This is a genomic window from Halalkalibacter alkalisediminis, from assembly GCF_028610705.1.
Lineage (GTDB): Bacteria > Bacillota > Bacilli > Bacillales > Bacillaceae_D > Halalkalibacter > Halalkalibacter alkalisediminis.
The window spans coordinates 1-18,730 of record NZ_JAQQWT010000049.1 but is presented as its reverse complement, the minus strand read 5'-3'; the positions used below and the strand labels follow the sequence as shown (position 1 = coordinate 18,730).

Sequence of the window (18,730 nt, the reverse complement as noted above, 5' to 3'; positions counted from 1 at the left end):
TAAATTGCTAAAAATTGACGAGAAAATCATGTTTTCTCTTTTCGCTTGGCTTTTGTTCAGTTTTCAAAGAACTACTTTGTCGCTCATGGCAACTTTTATATCTTAACAAACCCAATTCAGTTTGTCAATACGTTTTTCTCAAAACGTTTATGTCGTTCTTAGCGACAAGAAATAATATACCATGCTCAGAAATATAATGCAACGTTTTATTTAAAATTAAAGTGTTTTTTTATTTCTACGGTTTAGAGTTTTTCTGGGCATTGCACTAATAATGAGTTAATTATTAAGAGAGCGTCACTTAGAATTCGCCCCTACATTGAATAGAAGGAGCATAGATAACTCTCTAATTAATATAACAACAAAAAACAAGTTTTATCAGTGAAAACCCAGTATTGGCTTTTTTTGTTATTATCAGCGATAAATAATTTTCATGCCATTTGTTACTATCTAAATACTTTGAACTCGACTCAAAAAAAGCCAGAACATGTATGCTCTAGCTCCAATCAATATTCTACAACTGTGTCTTCAATCTATTAATGCCTTTTACTATAGACCAATTAAACCAAAACTTACCGCAATCACATTCTCACTATTCGACAGAGCTTCATCTTCTTAAATGATAAATTGCTTTACCAAAATCAATAAGACTACACCCGGTATCCCTAGTATTCCAGAAACGGCAGCTGTCGCTGGATTAATAGGAATATGAAAGTCAATAAAACTTCCAAACGCATTCAAAAAAAATAACATCAATGCTCCTATCACAAACTTAACAGCTACATTACCAAGAAATCGAACAGGTTTGATTGGCGCACCGACAACTAATAAAATAAGAACTAATCCAACTAATATTGAAATTAATAGAACTGGATCCATATCATCACCTCTTAATGCTTGTCTTATTAGTAACGTATGCAAAAAACACAAAAAAAAGAACAAACTACTTAACGTAGTTTGTTCTTACTCGCTTGACGCTCTCTTGCTTCTCTTAATAAGAATGAATAAATGGCTTCAGTTATCTTCGCTCGATTTAACACATCATCAGAAGGATCTATGCTTCGTTCAATCAAGTTCTTCTCACTATCGACTTGAACTTTATGACTCTCAAGTTGCTCAAACAAACGTATGTTTTCCAACTTGCGAAGTTTGCTTTTTTTACGGAATAACACAAAACCCCACCTTCATATCCTTTTAAGAACAAACATTGCCAATATTACTTCTATAATTCTCTACGACCCTCTATCGCTCTTGAGAGCGTGACTTCATCGGCATATTCTAAATCTCCACCAACAGGAAGACCGTGAGCAATTCGCGTCACTTTGATTCCAGTAGGTTTGACCAGTCTAGAAATGTACATAGCAGTAGCTTCCCCTTCAATAGTGGGATTTGTAGCAATAATAACTTCTTGAATCGTGTCATCCTGTAACCTTTTAAGCAGCTCAGGTATTTTAATGTCTTCAGGACCAATGCCGTCCATCGGTGAAATTGCCCCGTGCAGAACATGATAATCCCCACGGTATTCTTTCATCTTTTCCATTGCAATTACGTCTTTGGCTTCTTGCACGACACAAACAATTGACTTGTCACGATGCTTATCCTCACAAATCCGACAAGGATCTGTGTCGGTAATATTGTGACAAATCGAACAATAAGTTAAGTTTCTCTTTGCATTGACGAGTGCTTTTGCAAAATCCAACACATCGTCTTCCTTCATATTTAAAACAAAAAAAGCCAGGCGACTCGCCGTCTTAGGACCAATACCCGGCAATTTTGTAAAACCTTCAACAAGTTTTGCTATCGGTTCAGGATATTGCAAAACAAACCCCTCCTAGAACATTCCAGGCATATTCATTCCTTTAGTGAATTTACCCATGTCTTTCTCTACTAGTTCATCCACTCGCTTCAGCGCTTCATTTGTTGCAGCTAAAATTAAATCTTGTAGCATTTCAGCATCGTCTGGATCAATAACATCCTCAGAAATTTTAATGTCGATAATGCGCTTATCCCCACTAGCGATGACTGTTACCATACCACCACCAGCAGTTGCCTCTACTGTTTTTTCCTTTAATTCTTCTTGAGCCTTTAACATTTGTTTTTGCATCTTTTGCATTTGTTTCATCATATTACCCATGTTTTTCATTGTATAACTTCCTCCTTATGGTTATCCATCAATTAATTCGATTAATTCTTCTCCAACCAATTTAACCGCTTCATCGACAAGGTCATCTTTTTCGTCTTTAGTGGTCCCTTTTTGCTCACTTACAAATTCCTCTTTCACTTTCTCCCATTGTTGCTGAAGAAGGGTGACAAAGTTGGATTGACCACTTAGTGTTTCTTGGAGAATACCTTCAAGTATTACACGAAACTTCGTATCCATCATATCACGATGCATCTCATTTTGAAACGCTAAAACAACCGTTGTCGAAGAGGATGCAACCGGTTTACTATCACTTAACCACGCATGAGCCGGCACACTTTGGGTTTTAATGCGTTCCATTACATCCCCCCATCTAGATGTTGCCGCTTGTAAGTGCTGCTTGTCCGCTTGCTTTAACGTCTCTTTCACTTGGGCTGTCGACACCCTTGTTTGAGCTGTCACTTTCTTCGCTCGCCTCTGTTGCGGTTGTGCTGGAGTGTGCGTACCCTGAGACGACTGAATAGCACCAGACTGTAAACCTTGGATTTTCTTTTCTAACGAAAATACCTTTTCCTTTAACTGATCAACCTCCGTCGAAGAAACAGCGGAATTAGCCGTCATGTCACTATTTGAAACTCGCTGATTAACTAGCTTCAATAAAGCTAATTCGAGAAAGATTTTCGGATGTGCTGACCATTTCATTTCCTGCTGACTAGCATTTAAAGATTCAATCGTTGCATATAACCAGTTTGGATCTAAATGTTCGACAACACGCAAAAAGTCTTCATCTACCTTCGCTCTCTCAAGTAGATCCTCTGCCTGCGGAGCATTTTTATACAACAACATATCTCTAAAATAGTAAATTAAGTCTTCTATCAGTCGAAGTGGATCTTTTCCATCCTGCAATAATTGATTTAAAGTATTAAGTACATTAATAGTATCTCCATCTTTAACAGAAGATACAATCTCAGATAACGCTCTCTGCGATACAGCACCAGTTACAGCAAGTACATCTTCTAAGGTTAGGGACTCTTCTGCAAATGAGATAGCTTGATCTAACAAACTTAAAGCGTCACGCATTCCACCTTCCGCCGCTCTAGCAACCATAGAAAGTGCATCTTCTTCAGCCTCAATATGATCATGATCGAGAATGTGCTTAATTCTCGCTACAATTGCTTGATTAGAAATTCGTTTAAAGTCAAAACGCTGACAACGCGATATGATAGTCAAAGGAATTTTGTGCGGTTCGGTTGTCGCTAATATAAACAAAACGTGACCAGGTGGTTCTTCTAATGTTTTTAATAATGCATTGAACGCCCCAGTAGATAACATATGTACTTCATCTATAATATACACTTTGAATCGGACTTCACTAGGAGCAAACTTCACTTTATCTCGAATATCACGAATTTCATCTACACCATTATTTGAAGCCGCATCAATCTCCATTACATCTACAATCGCACCAGATGTGATACCCAGGCAAGCAGAACATTCATTACAAGGTTCAGCAACAGGTGCTCTTTCACAGTTGATCGCTTTAGCAATGATCTTTGCCGCACTTGTCTTACCTGTACCACGTGGACCAGAGAAAAGATAGGCATGGGATAATTTTTCTTGAAGTAATGCATTTTGTAGTGTTTTCGTTATATGTTCTTGTCCAACAACATCTTTTAATAGTTGCGGTCTCCATACACGATATAAAGCTTGATAACCCAAAACCATTTCCTCCTCTTTTTTCCGCTTACTTCTATTATAACGATTGCCTGTTGTTTTTCAAAGGTTGTATCTAGTCAGTATAACACAAGAAAAAAAGCAACTACGCGAACGTAGTTGCTTTTTTATATAAAATTGATACCGTGCACCCTCTGTTGATAATGCCACCACGGGCGTTACCTAAGCAGTTAGCTCGGCCCAGGCGACTCCACGGCACACGGAAGGGGCCACTTACTGCTGCTTCCTTCCGGACCTGACAGGGTTCATGGGTTTCCGTTGCGTGGAACCCAGACGTCAACACCACTTACTTAGGTCAGACCCCGCGGTGACAAAACCTCGAGAGGGGATTCAGCCTCGCTACAGCGGATTGCGAGTACAGGGCACCGCTACCTCCCCGCCTAGCACGGCAAATTTAATAATGTAGTTAGCACGTCACTGGTGACGCATTTCCTAGTATAGAGGGTTTGTTCTAAAAATGCAACAGTAACAAAATGGAAAAGATGTTAAATGGTCTTGTTCATCTTTTTCTTCTGCCTTAACTTACGAAAAAACACCGTTAAGATAGAACTACATTCTTCCTCAAGACATCCAGAAATCACCGTTGACTCGTGATTAAATTTCGGTTCCTCCAAAAGATTCATTAACGTACCAGCACAACCTGCCTTTGGATCCCTCGCTCCAAAAACAACTGTTTCAATTCTTGACTGAATAATCGCTCCTGCACACATTGGACAAGGTTCTAACGTTACGTACAAAGTGCAACCTAGAAGTCTCCAACTCTCCAGTTTCTCACAAGCTTCCTTAATAACAGCTATTTCTGCATGCGCTAGTGCTTGGCGATCCATTTCCCTACGGTTATGAGCAGCAGCAATCACTTCATTATCTTTTACGATAATTGCACCTATTGGGACCTCACCAAGTTGTTCGGCTTTATTCGCTTCAACTAACGCTAGTTTCATCCACTTCTCATGAATATCCAATTAAGTTCACTCCAACTAAACATAGTAAGAATCGATCCATTCACACCATTCCTTATAAAACAAATAAAAAACACTACCTTAAAAGGTAGTGTATCATTTTATGTATGGCGGAGGAAGAGGGATTCGAACCCCCGCGCGGTTTAACCCGCCTGTCGGTTTTCAAGACCGATCCCTTCAGCCGGACTTGGGTATTCCTCCAATATTTACTGACAAATAATATTATATACGAAGAACTTATCAAATGACAAGAAAATTTTTAAAGATATTAAAAAGCGGTCTACTTTTGCATAGATAGACCGCTCACAATACCTATTGAATAGTTACATCTTTTAACTGGAAGTAACCAGTAGGGTGACGCCAGAAACCTTGAACTTCATCACGCACACCATTTAATTCAATCTTATGGTGAATGTAAATCATTGGAGCTTCGTCAACTAATAACTCTTGTACTTCTTTATATAGCTGAAGGCGCTGTTCTTGATCTACTTCTTTCGCTGCATTCTCTAGAAGACTATCCACTTCATCATTTTTATAGAAAGTTCGGTTACCAGGTGCACCTACATTTTCAGAATGGAATAATGGAGCTAAAGCGTAATCAGCATCGCCAGTAGCTGAACTCCAACCAAGGATGAACATATCATGTTGACCATTTGCAGTCTGCTCTAAATACGCACCCCACTCCACAACATTAATTGACACATCAATACCGATTTCACTTAAGACAGCCTGTGTGTATACAGCTAGATCCTGACGTTCTCGATTATCGTTTGTTGAAATTGTAGTAGAGAAACCATCCGGGTACCCTGCCTCAGCAAGTAATTCTTTAGCTTTTTCAACATCATAAGGCAATGAAGAAACTTCATCACTGTGTCCAACTACGCCAGGAGCAATAGGTCCCTTAGCTGGTATACCTACACCATTGAACACACCTTCAACAACAGCATCCTTATCTATTGCCATTGATATAGCTTGACGTACTTTCGGGTCATTAAAAGGCTCTTTTTCTGTATTAAAACCAATATAACTTAAGCTTAAACTCTCAGACTCAACTACATGAATACCATCTGTACCTTCAACACGCTTGTAATCACTTGGACTAAGGGGTTCAGTAACATGAGCTTCACCAGTTTCCAACTCAGCAACGCGCGTTAAATCTTCTGGAACAACTTTAAAAGTTACAGAATCAAGTTTCGCTTTTTCCTCTCCCCAGTATTCTGTATTCTTGATTAACTTTACAGCAGTACCTGGGTCCCAGCTATCAAACTTAAAGAAACCAGTACCTACAGGTTTAGCACTAATTGTCGCACCTGGACTTCCACCGTTTTCCATTTCTTCGTAATCAGCAGCAATTGATTCTGAACTTATCATGCCGCCACCACTATGCGCAAAGTTAAAGATCAAAGATGCCTTTGGCTCTTCTGTTTTAAATTGTATTTCGTAATCACCTAAAACTTCAATTTCAGTTATATCATTAAAAAGAAAGGCTCTTTGTGATGCGATATCAGGATCTGTAATACGTTCAATATTCGCTTTAACTACTTCGGCATTAAAGTCTGACCCATCATGAAACTTTATACCTTCTTTCAATACAAACTTCAAAGTCAGTTCATCGACTTGTTCCCAACTCTCAGCTAAACCTTCTTGTATTTGCATATTCTCATCATAGTATACTAACGTTTCGTAAATATTTGTTGCAACATTACCAGAAGGAACATCGTTCGAACCATGTGGATCGAGCGAAACCGCATCCGACAAAGTAGCAATAACTAGATCGCCACCTTCAGCACCTTCTGTTGCACCATCAGTCGTTTCTTCACCAGCTTCATCTGTTGGAGCAGGTGTAGCATCTGGTTCACTTGCACATGCAGCGATGAATACACTTAGCACAAGCACCATGAAGAAAAATGAATTTTTAGACATCTTCATTAAATAGTACCCCCTAAAAAATTTAGTCTACATTTTCAAAACCAATAATAATATATCGTAACTCAGAAAACAATACAAGTAATAATTTTCAGAAAATTACTTTGTTAGAAAAGTTATCACCAATTTCGGAAATTTAATAAATATCACTAGATAACAATCATGTAATCGTTTCATTTTTTTTAGGATGATCCATACAAAACGGAACTATAAGTATATTACAAAAGTAATATACTGATTGTAAATACCAGTGAGCATGTTATAATTAAAATTTGTAAAATAGTAATTTATTTCGTCGAATGATGGCTAGCTTTTGGACGATGTAAATGATCAAAATCAAACCATAAAGAAAGGATGTAAGTTATGAGCCAACAATCTATAAATAATGATGTAACATCAAGTCCTCCTCCTAATCCAACAGTTGAGAGATGGAAGAATTTTTACAAAAAATTACGTAAAAATAAGGCAGCAATGGTCGGTGGTCTTCTAATTCTATTCTTTATTTTAGTTGCCATAATTGGTCCCTATTTCACACCTTATGAACCAAATGTACAAAACTATGTTAATAAGCTAGCTAGTCCATCAGGAGAACACTTCTTCGGGACTGATCATCACGGTCGTGACATATTTAGTCGAATTATTCACGGTATGTCGATCACTTTATATGTAGGTTTCTTCTCCGTTGTGATTGGAGCAGCAATTGGAATCTTCTTAGGAATTGTATCAGGATATTATGGTGGAAAACTAGATTCATTCATTATGCGCGTAATGGATATCCTTCTTGCTTTCCCTGGTATCCTACTTGCATTAGCCATTGTAAGTGTTCTTGGAGGAAGCTTAACAAATGTAATTATTGCGGTCGGAATTTTTTCCATTCCTGTATTTGCTCGTATTGTGCGTGGTTCTACATTAGCCGTGCGAAAGTTAGAGTATATTGATGCCGTTCGTGCACTTGGTGCAAGTGACGGTCGTATCATCTTTAAGCATATTTTGCCAAATGTTACATCACCACTTATTGTACAAGCTACTTTAAGTATTGCAACTTCAATCTTAACAGCTAGTGGTCTATCATTCTTAGGAATGGGTGCTCAACCACCAACACCTGAATGGGGAGCTATGTTAAGTGACGGTCGTAACTATATGTGGGATGCTCCTCATGTAGCCTTCTTCCCTGGTGTTGCTATTGTCATAGTCGTTTTAGCCTTTAACATTTTCGGTGATGGTTTAAGAGATGCATTAGATCCTAAAATGAAAAACTAGAAAGAGGTGCAAAAAAATGTTTACTTTTATCGTTCGTCGTCTTATTCAGACGATACCCGTTTTAATTGGTGTAACTATTCTTACATTTAGTTTAATGCACCTCATCCCTGGTGACCCGGCTCAAATCATGGCAGGTGAGAGTGCATCTCCAGCTCAAATTGAGCAAATGCGTGAACGTCTTGGTTTAAATGACCCGGTTCCCGTTCAATATGCAGCTTATGTATCAAATGCAATCCAAGGTGATCTTGGTAATTCTATTCGTAGTGGACGTCCAGTTGCAACTGAGATTTCAGGACGGTTCTGGGTAACGGTTGAATTAGCCTTATATAGTACGATTTTAAGTGTATTCATCGGTTTAATTGCTGGTATCGTTTCTGCAACAAAGCATTACACACTTACAGATGTTGTGATTATGATCATTGCACTATTTGGTCTTTCTATGCCTAACTTCTGGTTAGGACTTATGTTAATTCAATGGTTTGCTATCGGTTTAGATATTGGGCCATTTACAACAAATTGGTTTGCAGCATCTGGTTGGGGAGATTGGAAACAAATCGTCCTTCCGGTCTTTACTTTAGGTACAGCTGGTGCAGCTATTATCGCTCGTATGACACGTTCAAGTATGCTTGAAGTAATCGGTCAAGATTATATTCGTACGGCTCGTGCCAAAGGGGTAAAAGAGCGCGTCGTCATTTATCGTCACGCTTTAAAAAATGCTTTAATTCCTGTAGTAACAGTTGTAGGTTTACAATTTGGTGGTCTTCTAGGCGGTGCCGTATTAACAGAAACGGTTTTCGCTATTAATGGAATGGGTCGTTTAATTATTGAAGCCATCCGTGCTCGTGACTTCCCTATTGTTCAAGGAACAGTCTTGGTATTTGCTTTACTATTTGTATTTGTAAACTTACTAGTAGATATTGCGTATCGCTTCTTAAACAAACGTATTGACTTAAACTAATAGATCATAATAGACAATCTTAAAATAAGAAAGGTGTGAATCCTTGTGACAGAAACCATTCTTGAAGTTCGTGATCTGCGTACGTCGTTTTTCACGGAAAACTTTGAAGTAAAAGCTGTCGATGGTGTTAGCTTCTCCGTTCCAAAAGGAAAGACACTTGGTGTCGTTGGTGAGTCTGGATCGGGTAAAAGTATTACATCACTTTCTATTCTTAGACTTATTCAAAAACCAGGAAAAGTCGTTGGTGGGCAAGTTCTTTTTAAAGGAACTAACCTTTTAGATAAAACAGATGCAGAAATGAGAAAGATTCGTGGAAATGAAATCTCAATGATTTTCCAAGAGCCTATGACATCTCTAAATCCTGTATACACAGTTGGACAACAAATCGGTGAGTCTTTTCAAATTCATAAGAAGTTAAATAAGAAGCAAGCCATCGAGCGTTCGATTGATATGTTAAAGCTTGTTGGGATTCCTTCTCCTGAACAACGTGTTCATCAATATCCACATGAACTTTCTGGTGGGATGCGCCAACGTGTGATGATTGCGATGGCTTTAGCTTGTGATCCTGAATTACTCATTGCAGATGAACCAACAACTGCGTTAGATGTTACAATTCAAGCTCAAATTTTAGAATTAATGAAAGATCTACAAAACAGACTAGGGATGTCCATCGTTATGATTACTCATGATCTTGGCGTAGTGGCAGAGACCTGTGATTATGTGGCCGTTATGTACTGTGGAAAAGTCGTTGAATACGCTACAGTAGACGAACTATTCCGTAATCCAAGACATCCTTATACAGTCGGATTGTTAAACTCACTTCCTCGTCATGATATTGATCTAGAGAATGAAGAACTTTCCGTCATTAAAGGTTCCGTACCAAGTCCTACTGACATGCCTATAGGTTGTCGTTTTGCACCAAGATGTCCTTTTGCAAGTGATATTTGTGTAGAACGTTTACCAGACCTTGAAGAGGATGAAAATGGTAACCAAATTCGCTGTTGGATCTACTCTGAAGAGTGGGATGGCAATCCGGAGGTGAACGTGTATGAAAAAAGAACTACTTAAAGTGAAAGATTTAAAGCAATACTTCCCGATTAAAGGTGGTATGCTTGGTCGGACGGTCAATCACGTTAAAGCCGTAGATGGCGTCTCATTCACTGTTTATGAAGGTGAAACAGTAAGTATCGTTGGAGAGTCTGGCTGTGGTAAATCAACTACTGGACGTGCTATCCTTCGACTTGATGAGCCTACAGCAGGTGAAGTAGAATTTGACGGTCAAGACTTGTTATCTCTAAGTAAATTCGAAATGCGTAAGAAAAGAAAAGACTTACAAATTATTTTCCAAGATCCTTATGCTTCGATTAATCCTCGTCAAACGGTTAGACAAGTATTAGAAGAGGCGATGGAAATTCAAAATGTAGTACCACGCAGCGAGCGTGGTCAGAAAATTCGTGAGTTAATGGAGACAGTTGGACTTGGTGCTCACCAAGCAGATCGTTTCCCACATGAATTTAGTGGTGGACAACGTCAACGTATTGGGATTGCTCGTGCGTTGTCTGTAGATCCAAAACTAATCATCTGTGATGAAGCCGTTTCGGCACTGGATGTATCGATTCAAGCTCAAGTGATTAATTTATTGAAGAAGTTGCAACGTGATTTTCAATTAACGTATCTTTTCATCTCCCATGATTTAGGGGTTGTTCGTCACATCTCTGATCGCGTCATCGTTATGTACCTTGGTCGTATTGTTGAGATTGGTGATAAAACATCTGTATTTGATAATCCGCAACATCCTTATACAAAAGCTTTATTATCAGCCATTCCTGTACCTGATCCAGGTAAAAAGAATGATCGTATTATTTTAAAAGGAGATGTCCCTTCTCCAATTAATCCACCAGAAGGCTGTCGTTTCCATACACGCTGTCCGTTTGCGACAGACTTATGTAAAACAGATACGCCTGAATTACGTGCAGAACACTATATGAAAGATGGTCACATGGCTGCATGTCATTACATGGATGAGATTGAATCAGGAAAGCGTAAGCCTAATTACTAATAAAATTCAAAAACCCACTGCATCGATGTGCAGTGGGTTTTTTTCTCTATTTAACAGTAATTCGCTCTACATTTCTCATATATGGACGAAGCACCTTAGGAATCACAACTGATCCATCTTCCTCTTGGTAATTTTCTAAGATTGCAGCCACTGTACGGCCAACTGCAAGACCTGAACCATTTAACGTATGTACAAATTCAGGCTTTGCTTTTGGCTCAGGACGATACTTAATATTAGCACGGCGAGCTTGAAAATCTTCAAAGTTACTACAAGATGAAATCTCTCTATAAGAATTGTTACTTGGAATCCATACTTCAAGATCGTACTTCTTAGCCGCTGTAAATCCTAAGTCTGCTGTACACATGCTTAAAACACGATATGGTAACTCAAGTAGCTGGAGTACCTTTTCCGCATGTCCTGTTAATTGCTCTAATGCTTCATAAGACTCATCAGGCTTTACAAAGCGAACAAGCTCCACTTTATTAAACTGGTGTTGACGAATTAATCCACGTGTATCTCTTCCTGCAGAACCAGCCTCTGAGCGGAAGTTAGCACTATAAGCTGTATAAGCAATTGGCAATTGTTCAGCTGATAAAATTTCTTCACGGTGCAGGTTGGTAACAGGTACTTCTGCAGTTGGAATAAGGAAATATTCTTGATCCTGAACTTTGAATGCATCTTCCTCAAATTTCGGTAACTGACCCGTTCCTGTCATACTTGCACGGTTAACCATATAAGGTGGCAGAACTTCCTCATACCCGTGTTCGTCTTGATGTAGATCCATCATAAAGTTAATAAGTGCCCGCTCTAAACGTGCACCTAACCCCTTATAAACAACAAATCGACTGCCTGTTACCTTTGAAGCACGCTCAAAATCAAGGATGTCTAAATCTGTTCCTAAATCCCAGTGTGGCTTTGCTTCAAAATCAAACGAACGAACTTCTCCCCACGTACGAATCTCTACATTATCATCCTCTGTATCGCCAATAGGAACACTCTCATGGGGAACGTTAGGAATCGTTAATAAAATTCCTTCTAATTCTTCTTCGGTTGTGCGAAGTTGATCATCAAGTGCCTTAATTCTCTCAGACACTTCCTTCGTCTCTTTAATAAGGTGATCAGCGTCCTTTTTATCACGTTTAAGTTGAGCTACTTCCTGAGATACTTGGTTACGCCTGCTTTTTAATTCTTCTACTTCTACGATCACCGTACGGCGCTTTTCATCCAATGCTTCAAAACGGTCAAGACCTGAGATATCTTCTCCTCTAGTTGCAAGTCTCGTTTTAATTTCTTCAAAATCTTTTCGTAATCGTTTAATATCTAACATGTAGATCCTCCTCGTTTCTATTTCCTACATAATAGTACCAAATAATATAGCATAAAAAAAAGCCCTCACCCCTTCTGATAGAAGAAGGGACGAGAGCACCCGCGTTGCCACCCTTGTTGCATCGTCATCGGTTAAACCTTGACGATACCACTTTAGCAAGTAACGGTTGCTTACCGAGAGGATTTCACAGCATCCTGCTCATCCTCTACTCCAAGGTGGATTCCAACCAATCTCAGACCGATTCACACCAACCACCGGCTCTCTGAACAGAGTTTTGATTGTACTAATCCTCATCAACGCATTGATATATATTAGTTCTTTTTGCTTTCTTCCACAACGGAAACAAAATATTGGTGAAAACGATGGTCATCCGTTAATTCAGGATGGAACGAGCAGGCAAGAAATTGTCCTTGTCTTGCTGCTACAATTTCATCATTATACTTAGAAAGAACTTCAACGTCATTGCCAACCTCTAGGATCAATGGCGCGCGAATAAAGACTGCTCGAACATCTTCCCCTACACCAGTTACATGTAAATCTGTTTCAAAGCTTTCACGCTGGCGTCCGAACGCATTACGCTGTACTTTCATATTAATGACTGATAGATGACCGGACTCTTGTCCATCGATTTGATCAGCCATTAAGATTAAGCCAGCACATGTGCCAAACATTGGCTTGCCTTCAGCAGCAAACTGCTTTAATGGTTCAAAGAATCCATAAAGGTCAATAAGTCGACGCATCGTCGTACTTTCTCCACCTGGAAAAACCAAACCATCTAATTCAGCTAACTGCTCTACTTTTTTCACCACAACTACTTCTGTATTTGGAGCTTGCAAGCATTTAACATGCTCTCTTACTGCTCCTTGCAATGCTAGTACTCCTATTTTAACCATAACTGCTTCTTACCAACCACGCTCTTGCATACGTTCAGTTGGGTTTAAAGTAGAAATTTCAATCCCTTTCATTGCGGTACCAAGACCTTTTGATAGCTCAGCAATTAGAGCATAATCTTGATAGTGTGTAGTTGCCTCTACAATCGCACGAGCGAACTTTTCAGGGTTGTCCGACTTAAAGATACCAGAACCAACAAAAACGCCGTCTGCGCCAAGTTCCATCATTAGAGCCGCATCTGCAGGAGTAGCAATTCCGCCTGCTGCAAAGTTAACTACAGGTAATTTACCCGTTTCCTTGATCTGCAATAGAAGATCAAAAGAAGCACCGATATTTTTTGCTTCAGTCGTTAACTCATCAATGGTCATCGTTTGTACTTTGCGAATTTGACCTTGAATCATACGCATATGACGAACCGCTTCAACAATGTTACCTGTTCCAGGCTCACCTTTCGTACGAATCATAGAAGCTCCTTCACCAATACGACGAGATGCTTCCCCTAAATCACGAGCTCCACATACAAATGGTACTGTAAAATCACGCTTATACAAATGGAATACTTCATCCGCTGGAGTTAAAACTTCACTCTCATCAAGGTAATCGACACCCATTGCTTCTAAAACACGAGCTTCTACAATATGTCCGATACGCGCTTTTGCCATAACTGGAATGGATACTGCATTCAATACTTCCTCAACAATCGTTGGATCAGCCATCCGTGCTACTCCACCTGCTGCACGGATATCTGCTGGTACACGCTCTAGAGCCATGACAGCAACTGCCCCTGCAGCCTCAGCAATCTTAGCTTGTTCTGCATTAATGACGTCCATAATAACGCCACCCTTTTGCATTTCTGCCATACCTCTTTTTACTCTGTCTGTTCCTGTTTGACTCATTTCTTATTTCCTCCTATACACGCTTACTTAGTGTTTGATCATCCTTCAATAGTATACCTTAAATTTGGTATTTTCGCATAAATTTTCAGTTATTATTTAGAGGTTGTTCAAAAAGAAACGTTTGTTCGATATAGTCAGTGCGATGCAATCCGTCAGCCGCTCTATCTAGAGTCAGAAGGAATGGATTCTTTTATACAAACTTTAACGATAATTTGATCAATAATCATATTTTTTATGCTAACACGAAACGGGGCCTAATCAAAATTAGGACCCCGCTTCAAATACCTTATTAAAACCAACCTTTAACTGTGTCCGCTACACCAGTCCATACTCCTTGGAAAAATCCTCCGATGGCACGCATCATCATAGAAAACCATCCAGCTTTTTCTACAGCCGTATCAGTGACAACTGGTACTTCAGCCTTTTGAGAGGCATATAAGAATTCTTCTGCCTGTTCCCCTTCATAAACTAGAGCTAATGAACCAACTTCAGTACCGGCTTCAAACGGTGCTTGAATTTCTCCGTTTTCATTTAGCAAGCTTTCATTTAAGAATAATTCAGCTTGATATAATTCCTCTTCGCCTTTTTTAACGACGGTTGAAAGTGGACTTACGCTTGAAATGGAAACTTCTTTTTCTTTCCCTGCTGTAACCGGAATCCAATCTAAGCCTTCAGGAACAAATCCAGCATCAATGACTTCAACATGAGTAAAATTATTAAAGCCGTGATCTAATAATTTTCTCGTTTCATTAAAGCGATCGTCTCGCGAATTTGTACGCATGACTACCGTGATCAGACGCATGCCATTACGCTTTGCCGTTCCTGTAAAAGCATTACCTGCAGCAGACGTATAACCTGTTTTTAACCCATCAATTCCATCATAATCATGTTGCGGTGCAATACCTGGCAACATCCAGTTCCAGTTTTGCATGGTAATTGGTTCTTCATCTGCTCCTATGCCAGCTTGAAATTCCTTAATTGGTATACTTGCTGTTTCTAAAACTTCTGGATAATCATTAATTAAGTGAAATGCTAACTTCGCTGTTGCTCTCGCAGACATCATATTTTCGGCTGTTTCACCAGTTCCTTCAGGGTGAGCTCCTTGTAAATCTGAATTATTTAAACCTGTAGAATTTACAAACTCATAATCTTCTAATCCTAACTCAGCCGCTTTATCATTCATCATTTTAACAAAACCTGTTTCAGATCCGGCAATTAATTCTGCTATTGCAATCGTTGATGCGTTGGCTGAGTAAATAGCAACAGATTCATACAACTGCTCTACTGTATAGACTGCATCTTGTCTTAGAGGTACATTGGATAAATCTCTAAATAATGATAAACTTCTCACGAAATTACTAATTGGTACTTGTTGATCCCAAGTGATTCTTCCCTCACTAATTGCTTCTAAAATGAGGTATTCACTCATCATTTTCGTCATACTTGCAGTTGGGAGAATCGCATCTATATTTTTTTGAAATAAAATTTTCCCTGTTTGAGCATCTACTAGAATAGCAGATTCTGCTTCTAAATCAAAAGCTGCACCAGCTTTCACCGGCATTACAAATGTTGCAACTATCACCATTGTAAGCATGATCGTTAGCCATTTTTTAAACATAAGCTCTTTCACTCCTACACCTCCACACCATTTCACATAGAGGTTATTTTATCACAACTTACACAAAAAAAATAGATAGAGAAGACCCTATCTATTTTCCAAATTCGATTTTACATATTTGTTCAAATTTACGTTAGCCTTGACTTACTAAAGATTATAAAGAGTAATTCGGTGCTTCTTTTGTAATCTGAACATCATGTGGATGACTTTCCTTTAAACCGGCACCCGTAATTCGAATAAATTCTCCTGATTCTCTTAAGTCTTCTAATGTTGGTGTTCCACAATAACCCATACCAGCACGAATACCACCTACTAGTTGGTGAATCGTATCATTTAAAGGTCCTTTATAAGGTATGCGTCCTTCAATTCCTTCTGGAACTAATTTCTGAGCATTTTCCTGGAAATAACGATCTTTACTTCCTTTTTCCATGGCTCCTAGAGAACCCATTCCACGATACACTTTAAATTGACGACCTTGATAAATTTCACGGTCTCCAGGGCTCTCAGATACACCAGCAAGTAAACTTCCAAGCATAACAGCATGTCCACCTGCAGCAAGCGCCTTAACGATATCACCAGAGTATTTAATACCGCCGTCAGCAATAATTGGTACACCATGTTTCTCTGCTTCTAGTGCACAATCAAAAACGGCTGTCACTTGTGGTACACCAATACCAGCAACAATGCGTGTCGTACAAATCGAACCTGGTCCAATACCTACTTTCACGACACTAGCACCTGCTTCGATTAAATCTCTCGTTGCATGTGCAGTAGCTACATTCCCAGCGATGATCGTTAATTCTGGGTAATTCTGACGTACTTCACGAACTTTGTCTAGAACCCCTTTAGAATGACCATGTGCTGTATCAATCACGATACAGTCGACTCCAGCTTCAACAAGGGCAGAAATTCGAATATCCGTATCTGCAGAAACACCAATAGCCGCTCCAACTAACAATCTTCCTTGAGAATCCTTTGCTGAATTAGGGAATTCAATCACTTTTTCAATATCCTTAATTGTGATTAATCCTTTTAAGACACCCTGATCATCGACAAGCGGTAACTTCTCAATTTTATACTTTTGAAGGATTTTTTCAGCGTCTCTAAGTGTTGTTCCTACTGGTGCTGTCACTAAATTTTCTTTAGTCATAACTTCATCTATTTGAATCGAGTAATCTTCAATAAATCGTAAATCACGGTTGGTAATAATCCCAACGAGCTTTTGTTCTTCATCCACGATAGGAACACCTGAAATCCGGTATTTACCCATTAAATGCTCCGCATCAAACACTTGACGGTCCCTAGTTAAATGAAATGGATTTGTAATAACTCCACTTTCAGAACGCTTTACGATCTCTACTTGTTCGGCTTGCTGCTCAATGGACATGTTTTTATGAATAATACCTAATCCACCTTCACGTGCAATCGCTATGGCCATTTTAGCTTCTGTTACCGTGTCCATTCCAGCACTGATAATTGGAATATTTAATTGAATGTTTTCACTTAACTTCGTTTTAACGGATACATCCCTAGGTAAAATCTCCGACTTTCCTGGTATTAAAAGTACATCGTCAAAAGTAAGACCCTCTTTTTGAAATTTCGTTTCCCGCATATTATTCTGCCTCCCCATGTTTATATTCTTCGCAAAATATTATTAGTAGCTTATCAATTGGGCAAACTACTGTCAAGAAATGAAAAAATGTGTGATTTTTTTGAATAAACAGAACAAAGGAGGTAACGTATGATTGATGGACATTACGATTTATTTATCCCCTTTTACTCAGCAACATACTCAAGTAGATTTTTGACGGAACGTTATGAAATAAAACAGATTACCAAGGCGAAGTCAAAGAGTTATCAAGTCTGTTCATCCTTTATGTATCATTTGCAACACGGGCAACTTTATTTTAAACAAGCATCAACATCTCCTATAGAATTAAAACCAATTTTATTATTTTATGGGTATGTTCAGTTGATAAAAGCCTGTATTCTGTCTACTGATCCCAACTATCCAGAGAATACACAGGTTTTAGCACACGGAGTCACCACCCGTAAAAGAAAAAAAGCGACTTACCGTTTTTTAGAAGATGAAGTTAAAATCCAAAAAAATGGCCTTTTTTCTTCTTTTTTAGACAAAATGTTTCATGTGAAACACCAAGAAGGTGAAAAATATCAAATGTTAACGTTGTTCCAACATCTAGGTGATATGCATCATTTGTTTCAAACACTACATCGTGAATCCATTTCTTTAAAAGGAAAAATAAAAGATCACCAAAAACAAATTATTTTTTCATCAAAAATACTCGACCTTTACCACATGACTCCTAACCGTTTTGAACAATTTTTAGAATCACTCAACCATACCTATAAAGGCGTGAGTGTAGTTGAAGATAAAAACGAACTTATCATTACATTACCAAATAAGCCAAATAAGCTTGACTCATTTCCTTTTTCTTTTGATCGAAACAATCATGTGTACTTGCTGAAGGAACGTCAAAATATACGAATGTATTCTTTGCCTGAAATGGCCACGCACTTTTTGCTTTTGTATAATTTAAGTATGATTTGTCGGTATGAAGCTGAGTGGTGGGGAGATTTAATTCATACGTTTGATGGAACTGATTTTCCATTTATCTCACATTATCTTAATATTGCCCAATTGAAGATACCACATTTAGTTCATGCCTATTTACAACAGGAGTAATTCTAAGATAGCATGTTACGATGAGTTTTGAAAAATTAGGACATAGTACAAAGCTACAGTTATTGGTTAAATTGGAATGTTGGCAGTTATATTTATGTGAGGCTAGGACGGATAAGCCTAATAAAGTGACGAATATCTGTCTAGTAGTTATAAATATAATAGCTGATCTAACGAATAAAAATCGAAACTCGCTAATATCGGTGCAATTACTTTGTAATATCTGATTCAGCTGAGGTAAAAGAGGTCCTTTTAAAAGGAACC

At 38.7% G+C, this 18,730-nt stretch carries 17 protein-coding genes, 1 tRNA gene, 1 other RNA gene and 1 other annotated feature; of the genes, 5 read left to right on the top strand and 14 right to left on the bottom strand.

The genetic code is table 11. The annotated features are described in order from the left end of the window. Positions 1–612: 612 nt before the first annotated feature. The 9 genes from PQ474_RS23930 to PQ474_RS23890 form a co-directional block, all read right to left on the bottom strand. The gene (locus PQ474_RS23930; protein ID WP_273848091.1) at positions 613–876 is read right to left on the bottom strand and encodes a pro-sigmaK processing inhibitor BofA family protein; all 264 of its coding nucleotides are present in this window, start codon (positions 874–876) and stop codon (positions 613–615) included. 68 nt (positions 877–944) lie between these two features. After that, positions 945–1,169 (bottom strand): YaaL family protein, encoded by a 225-nt coding sequence (locus tag PQ474_RS23925; RefSeq protein WP_273848090.1) that lies wholly within the window; start codon positions 1,167–1,169, stop codon positions 945–947. A gap of 50 nt (positions 1,170–1,219) precedes the next feature. Beyond that, positions 1,220–1,816, bottom strand: a complete 597-nt coding sequence (gene recR, locus PQ474_RS23920) for a recombination mediator RecR (RefSeq protein WP_273848089.1) — start codon at positions 1,814–1,816, stop codon at positions 1,220–1,222. A gap of 12 nt (positions 1,817–1,828) precedes the next feature. Next, complete coding sequence (locus PQ474_RS23915; RefSeq protein WP_273848088.1) at positions 1,829–2,140, bottom strand: YbaB/EbfC family nucleoid-associated protein; 312 nt, start codon at positions 2,138–2,140, stop codon at positions 1,829–1,831. A 21-nt stretch (positions 2,141–2,161) separates the two neighbouring features. After that, positions 2,162–3,856 (bottom strand): DNA polymerase III subunit gamma/tau, encoded by a 1,695-nt coding sequence (gene dnaX / locus PQ474_RS23910; RefSeq protein ID WP_273848087.1) that lies wholly within the window; start codon positions 3,854–3,856, stop codon positions 2,162–2,164. Between the two features lie 138 nt (positions 3,857–3,994). Then, positions 3,995–4,260: signal recognition particle sRNA large type (gene ffs / locus PQ474_RS23905), an RNA gene on the bottom strand. Positions 4,261–4,356: 96 nt separating this feature from the next. Next, positions 4,357–4,833 (bottom strand): tRNA adenosine(34) deaminase TadA, encoded by a 477-nt coding sequence (gene tadA / locus PQ474_RS23900; RefSeq protein ID WP_273848086.1) that lies wholly within the window; start codon positions 4,831–4,833, stop codon positions 4,357–4,359. A 105-nt stretch (positions 4,834–4,938) separates the two neighbouring features. Next, a tRNA-Ser gene (locus tag PQ474_RS23895) sits at positions 4,939–5,031 on the bottom strand. A gap of 111 nt (positions 5,032–5,142) precedes the next feature. Beyond that, positions 5,143–6,759 carry a glutathione ABC transporter substrate-binding protein gene (locus PQ474_RS23890; protein ID WP_273848085.1) on the bottom strand — a complete coding sequence of 539 codons (1,617 nt, stop codon included), beginning with the start codon at positions 6,757–6,759 and terminating at the stop codon, positions 5,143–5,145. Between the two features lie 360 nt (positions 6,760–7,119). Here PQ474_RS23890 and PQ474_RS23885 point away from each other — a divergent pair, with 360 nt between their 5' ends. From PQ474_RS23885 to PQ474_RS23870, 4 genes are read left to right on the top strand one after another with little or no spacing between them, the layout of a single operon-like run. Further along, on the top strand, positions 7,120–8,016 hold the full coding sequence (locus tag PQ474_RS23885) for an ABC transporter permease (RefSeq protein ID WP_273848084.1): 897 nt from the start codon (positions 7,120–7,122) through the stop codon (positions 8,014–8,016). Between the two features lie 16 nt (positions 8,017–8,032). Next, on the top strand, positions 8,033–8,974 hold the full coding sequence (locus tag PQ474_RS23880) for an ABC transporter permease (protein ID WP_273848083.1): 942 nt from the start codon (positions 8,033–8,035) through the stop codon (positions 8,972–8,974). A gap of 45 nt (positions 8,975–9,019) precedes the next feature. Then, positions 9,020–10,042, top strand: coding sequence for an ABC transporter ATP-binding protein (locus tag PQ474_RS23875; RefSeq protein ID WP_390186722.1), 1,023 nt, complete (start codon positions 9,020–9,022; stop codon positions 10,040–10,042). Next, positions 10,023–11,033: an ABC transporter ATP-binding protein gene (locus PQ474_RS23870; RefSeq protein WP_273848082.1), complete on the top strand. Its 1,011-nt coding sequence runs from the start codon at positions 10,023–10,025 to the stop codon at positions 11,031–11,033. The genes PQ474_RS23875 and PQ474_RS23870 overlap by 20 nt, the downstream gene beginning before the upstream one ends. 46 nt (positions 11,034–11,079) lie before the next feature. Here PQ474_RS23870 and serS read toward each other — a convergent pair whose 3' ends face one another. From serS to guaB, 5 genes are all read right to left on the bottom strand, one after another. Then, a complete protein-coding gene (gene serS / locus PQ474_RS23865; protein ID WP_273848081.1) occupies positions 11,080–12,360 on the bottom strand; it encodes a serine--tRNA ligase in 1,281 nt (426 codons plus the stop codon). Between the two features lie 82 nt (positions 12,361–12,442). Beyond that, positions 12,443–12,666: a binding site (T-box leader), on the bottom strand. 5 nt (positions 12,667–12,671) lie between these two features. Beyond that, the gene (gene pdxT / locus PQ474_RS23860) at positions 12,672–13,253 is read right to left on the bottom strand and encodes a pyridoxal 5'-phosphate synthase glutaminase subunit PdxT (RefSeq protein WP_273848080.1); all 582 of its coding nucleotides are present in this window, start codon (positions 13,251–13,253) and stop codon (positions 12,672–12,674) included. Between the two features lie 9 nt (positions 13,254–13,262). Next, positions 13,263–14,147: a pyridoxal 5'-phosphate synthase lyase subunit PdxS gene (gene pdxS, locus PQ474_RS23855; protein WP_273848079.1), complete on the bottom strand. Its 885-nt coding sequence runs from the start codon at positions 14,145–14,147 to the stop codon at positions 13,263–13,265. Positions 14,148–14,436: 289 nt separating this feature from the next. Continuing rightward, the gene (locus tag PQ474_RS23850; protein ID WP_390186730.1) at positions 14,437–15,765 is read right to left on the bottom strand and encodes a D-alanyl-D-alanine carboxypeptidase family protein; all 1,329 of its coding nucleotides are present in this window, start codon (positions 15,763–15,765) and stop codon (positions 14,437–14,439) included. A 154-nt stretch (positions 15,766–15,919) separates the two neighbouring features. Continuing rightward, the gene (gene guaB / locus PQ474_RS23845; RefSeq protein WP_273848077.1) at positions 15,920–17,377 is read right to left on the bottom strand and encodes an IMP dehydrogenase; all 1,458 of its coding nucleotides are present in this window, start codon (positions 17,375–17,377) and stop codon (positions 15,920–15,922) included. A 129-nt stretch (positions 17,378–17,506) separates the two neighbouring features. Between guaB and PQ474_RS23840 the strand changes: the two genes are divergently transcribed. Beyond that, the gene (locus PQ474_RS23840) at positions 17,507–18,469 is read left to right on the top strand and encodes a YaaC family protein (protein WP_273848076.1); all 963 of its coding nucleotides are present in this window, start codon (positions 17,507–17,509) and stop codon (positions 18,467–18,469) included. Positions 18,470–18,730 lie beyond the last annotated feature (261 nt).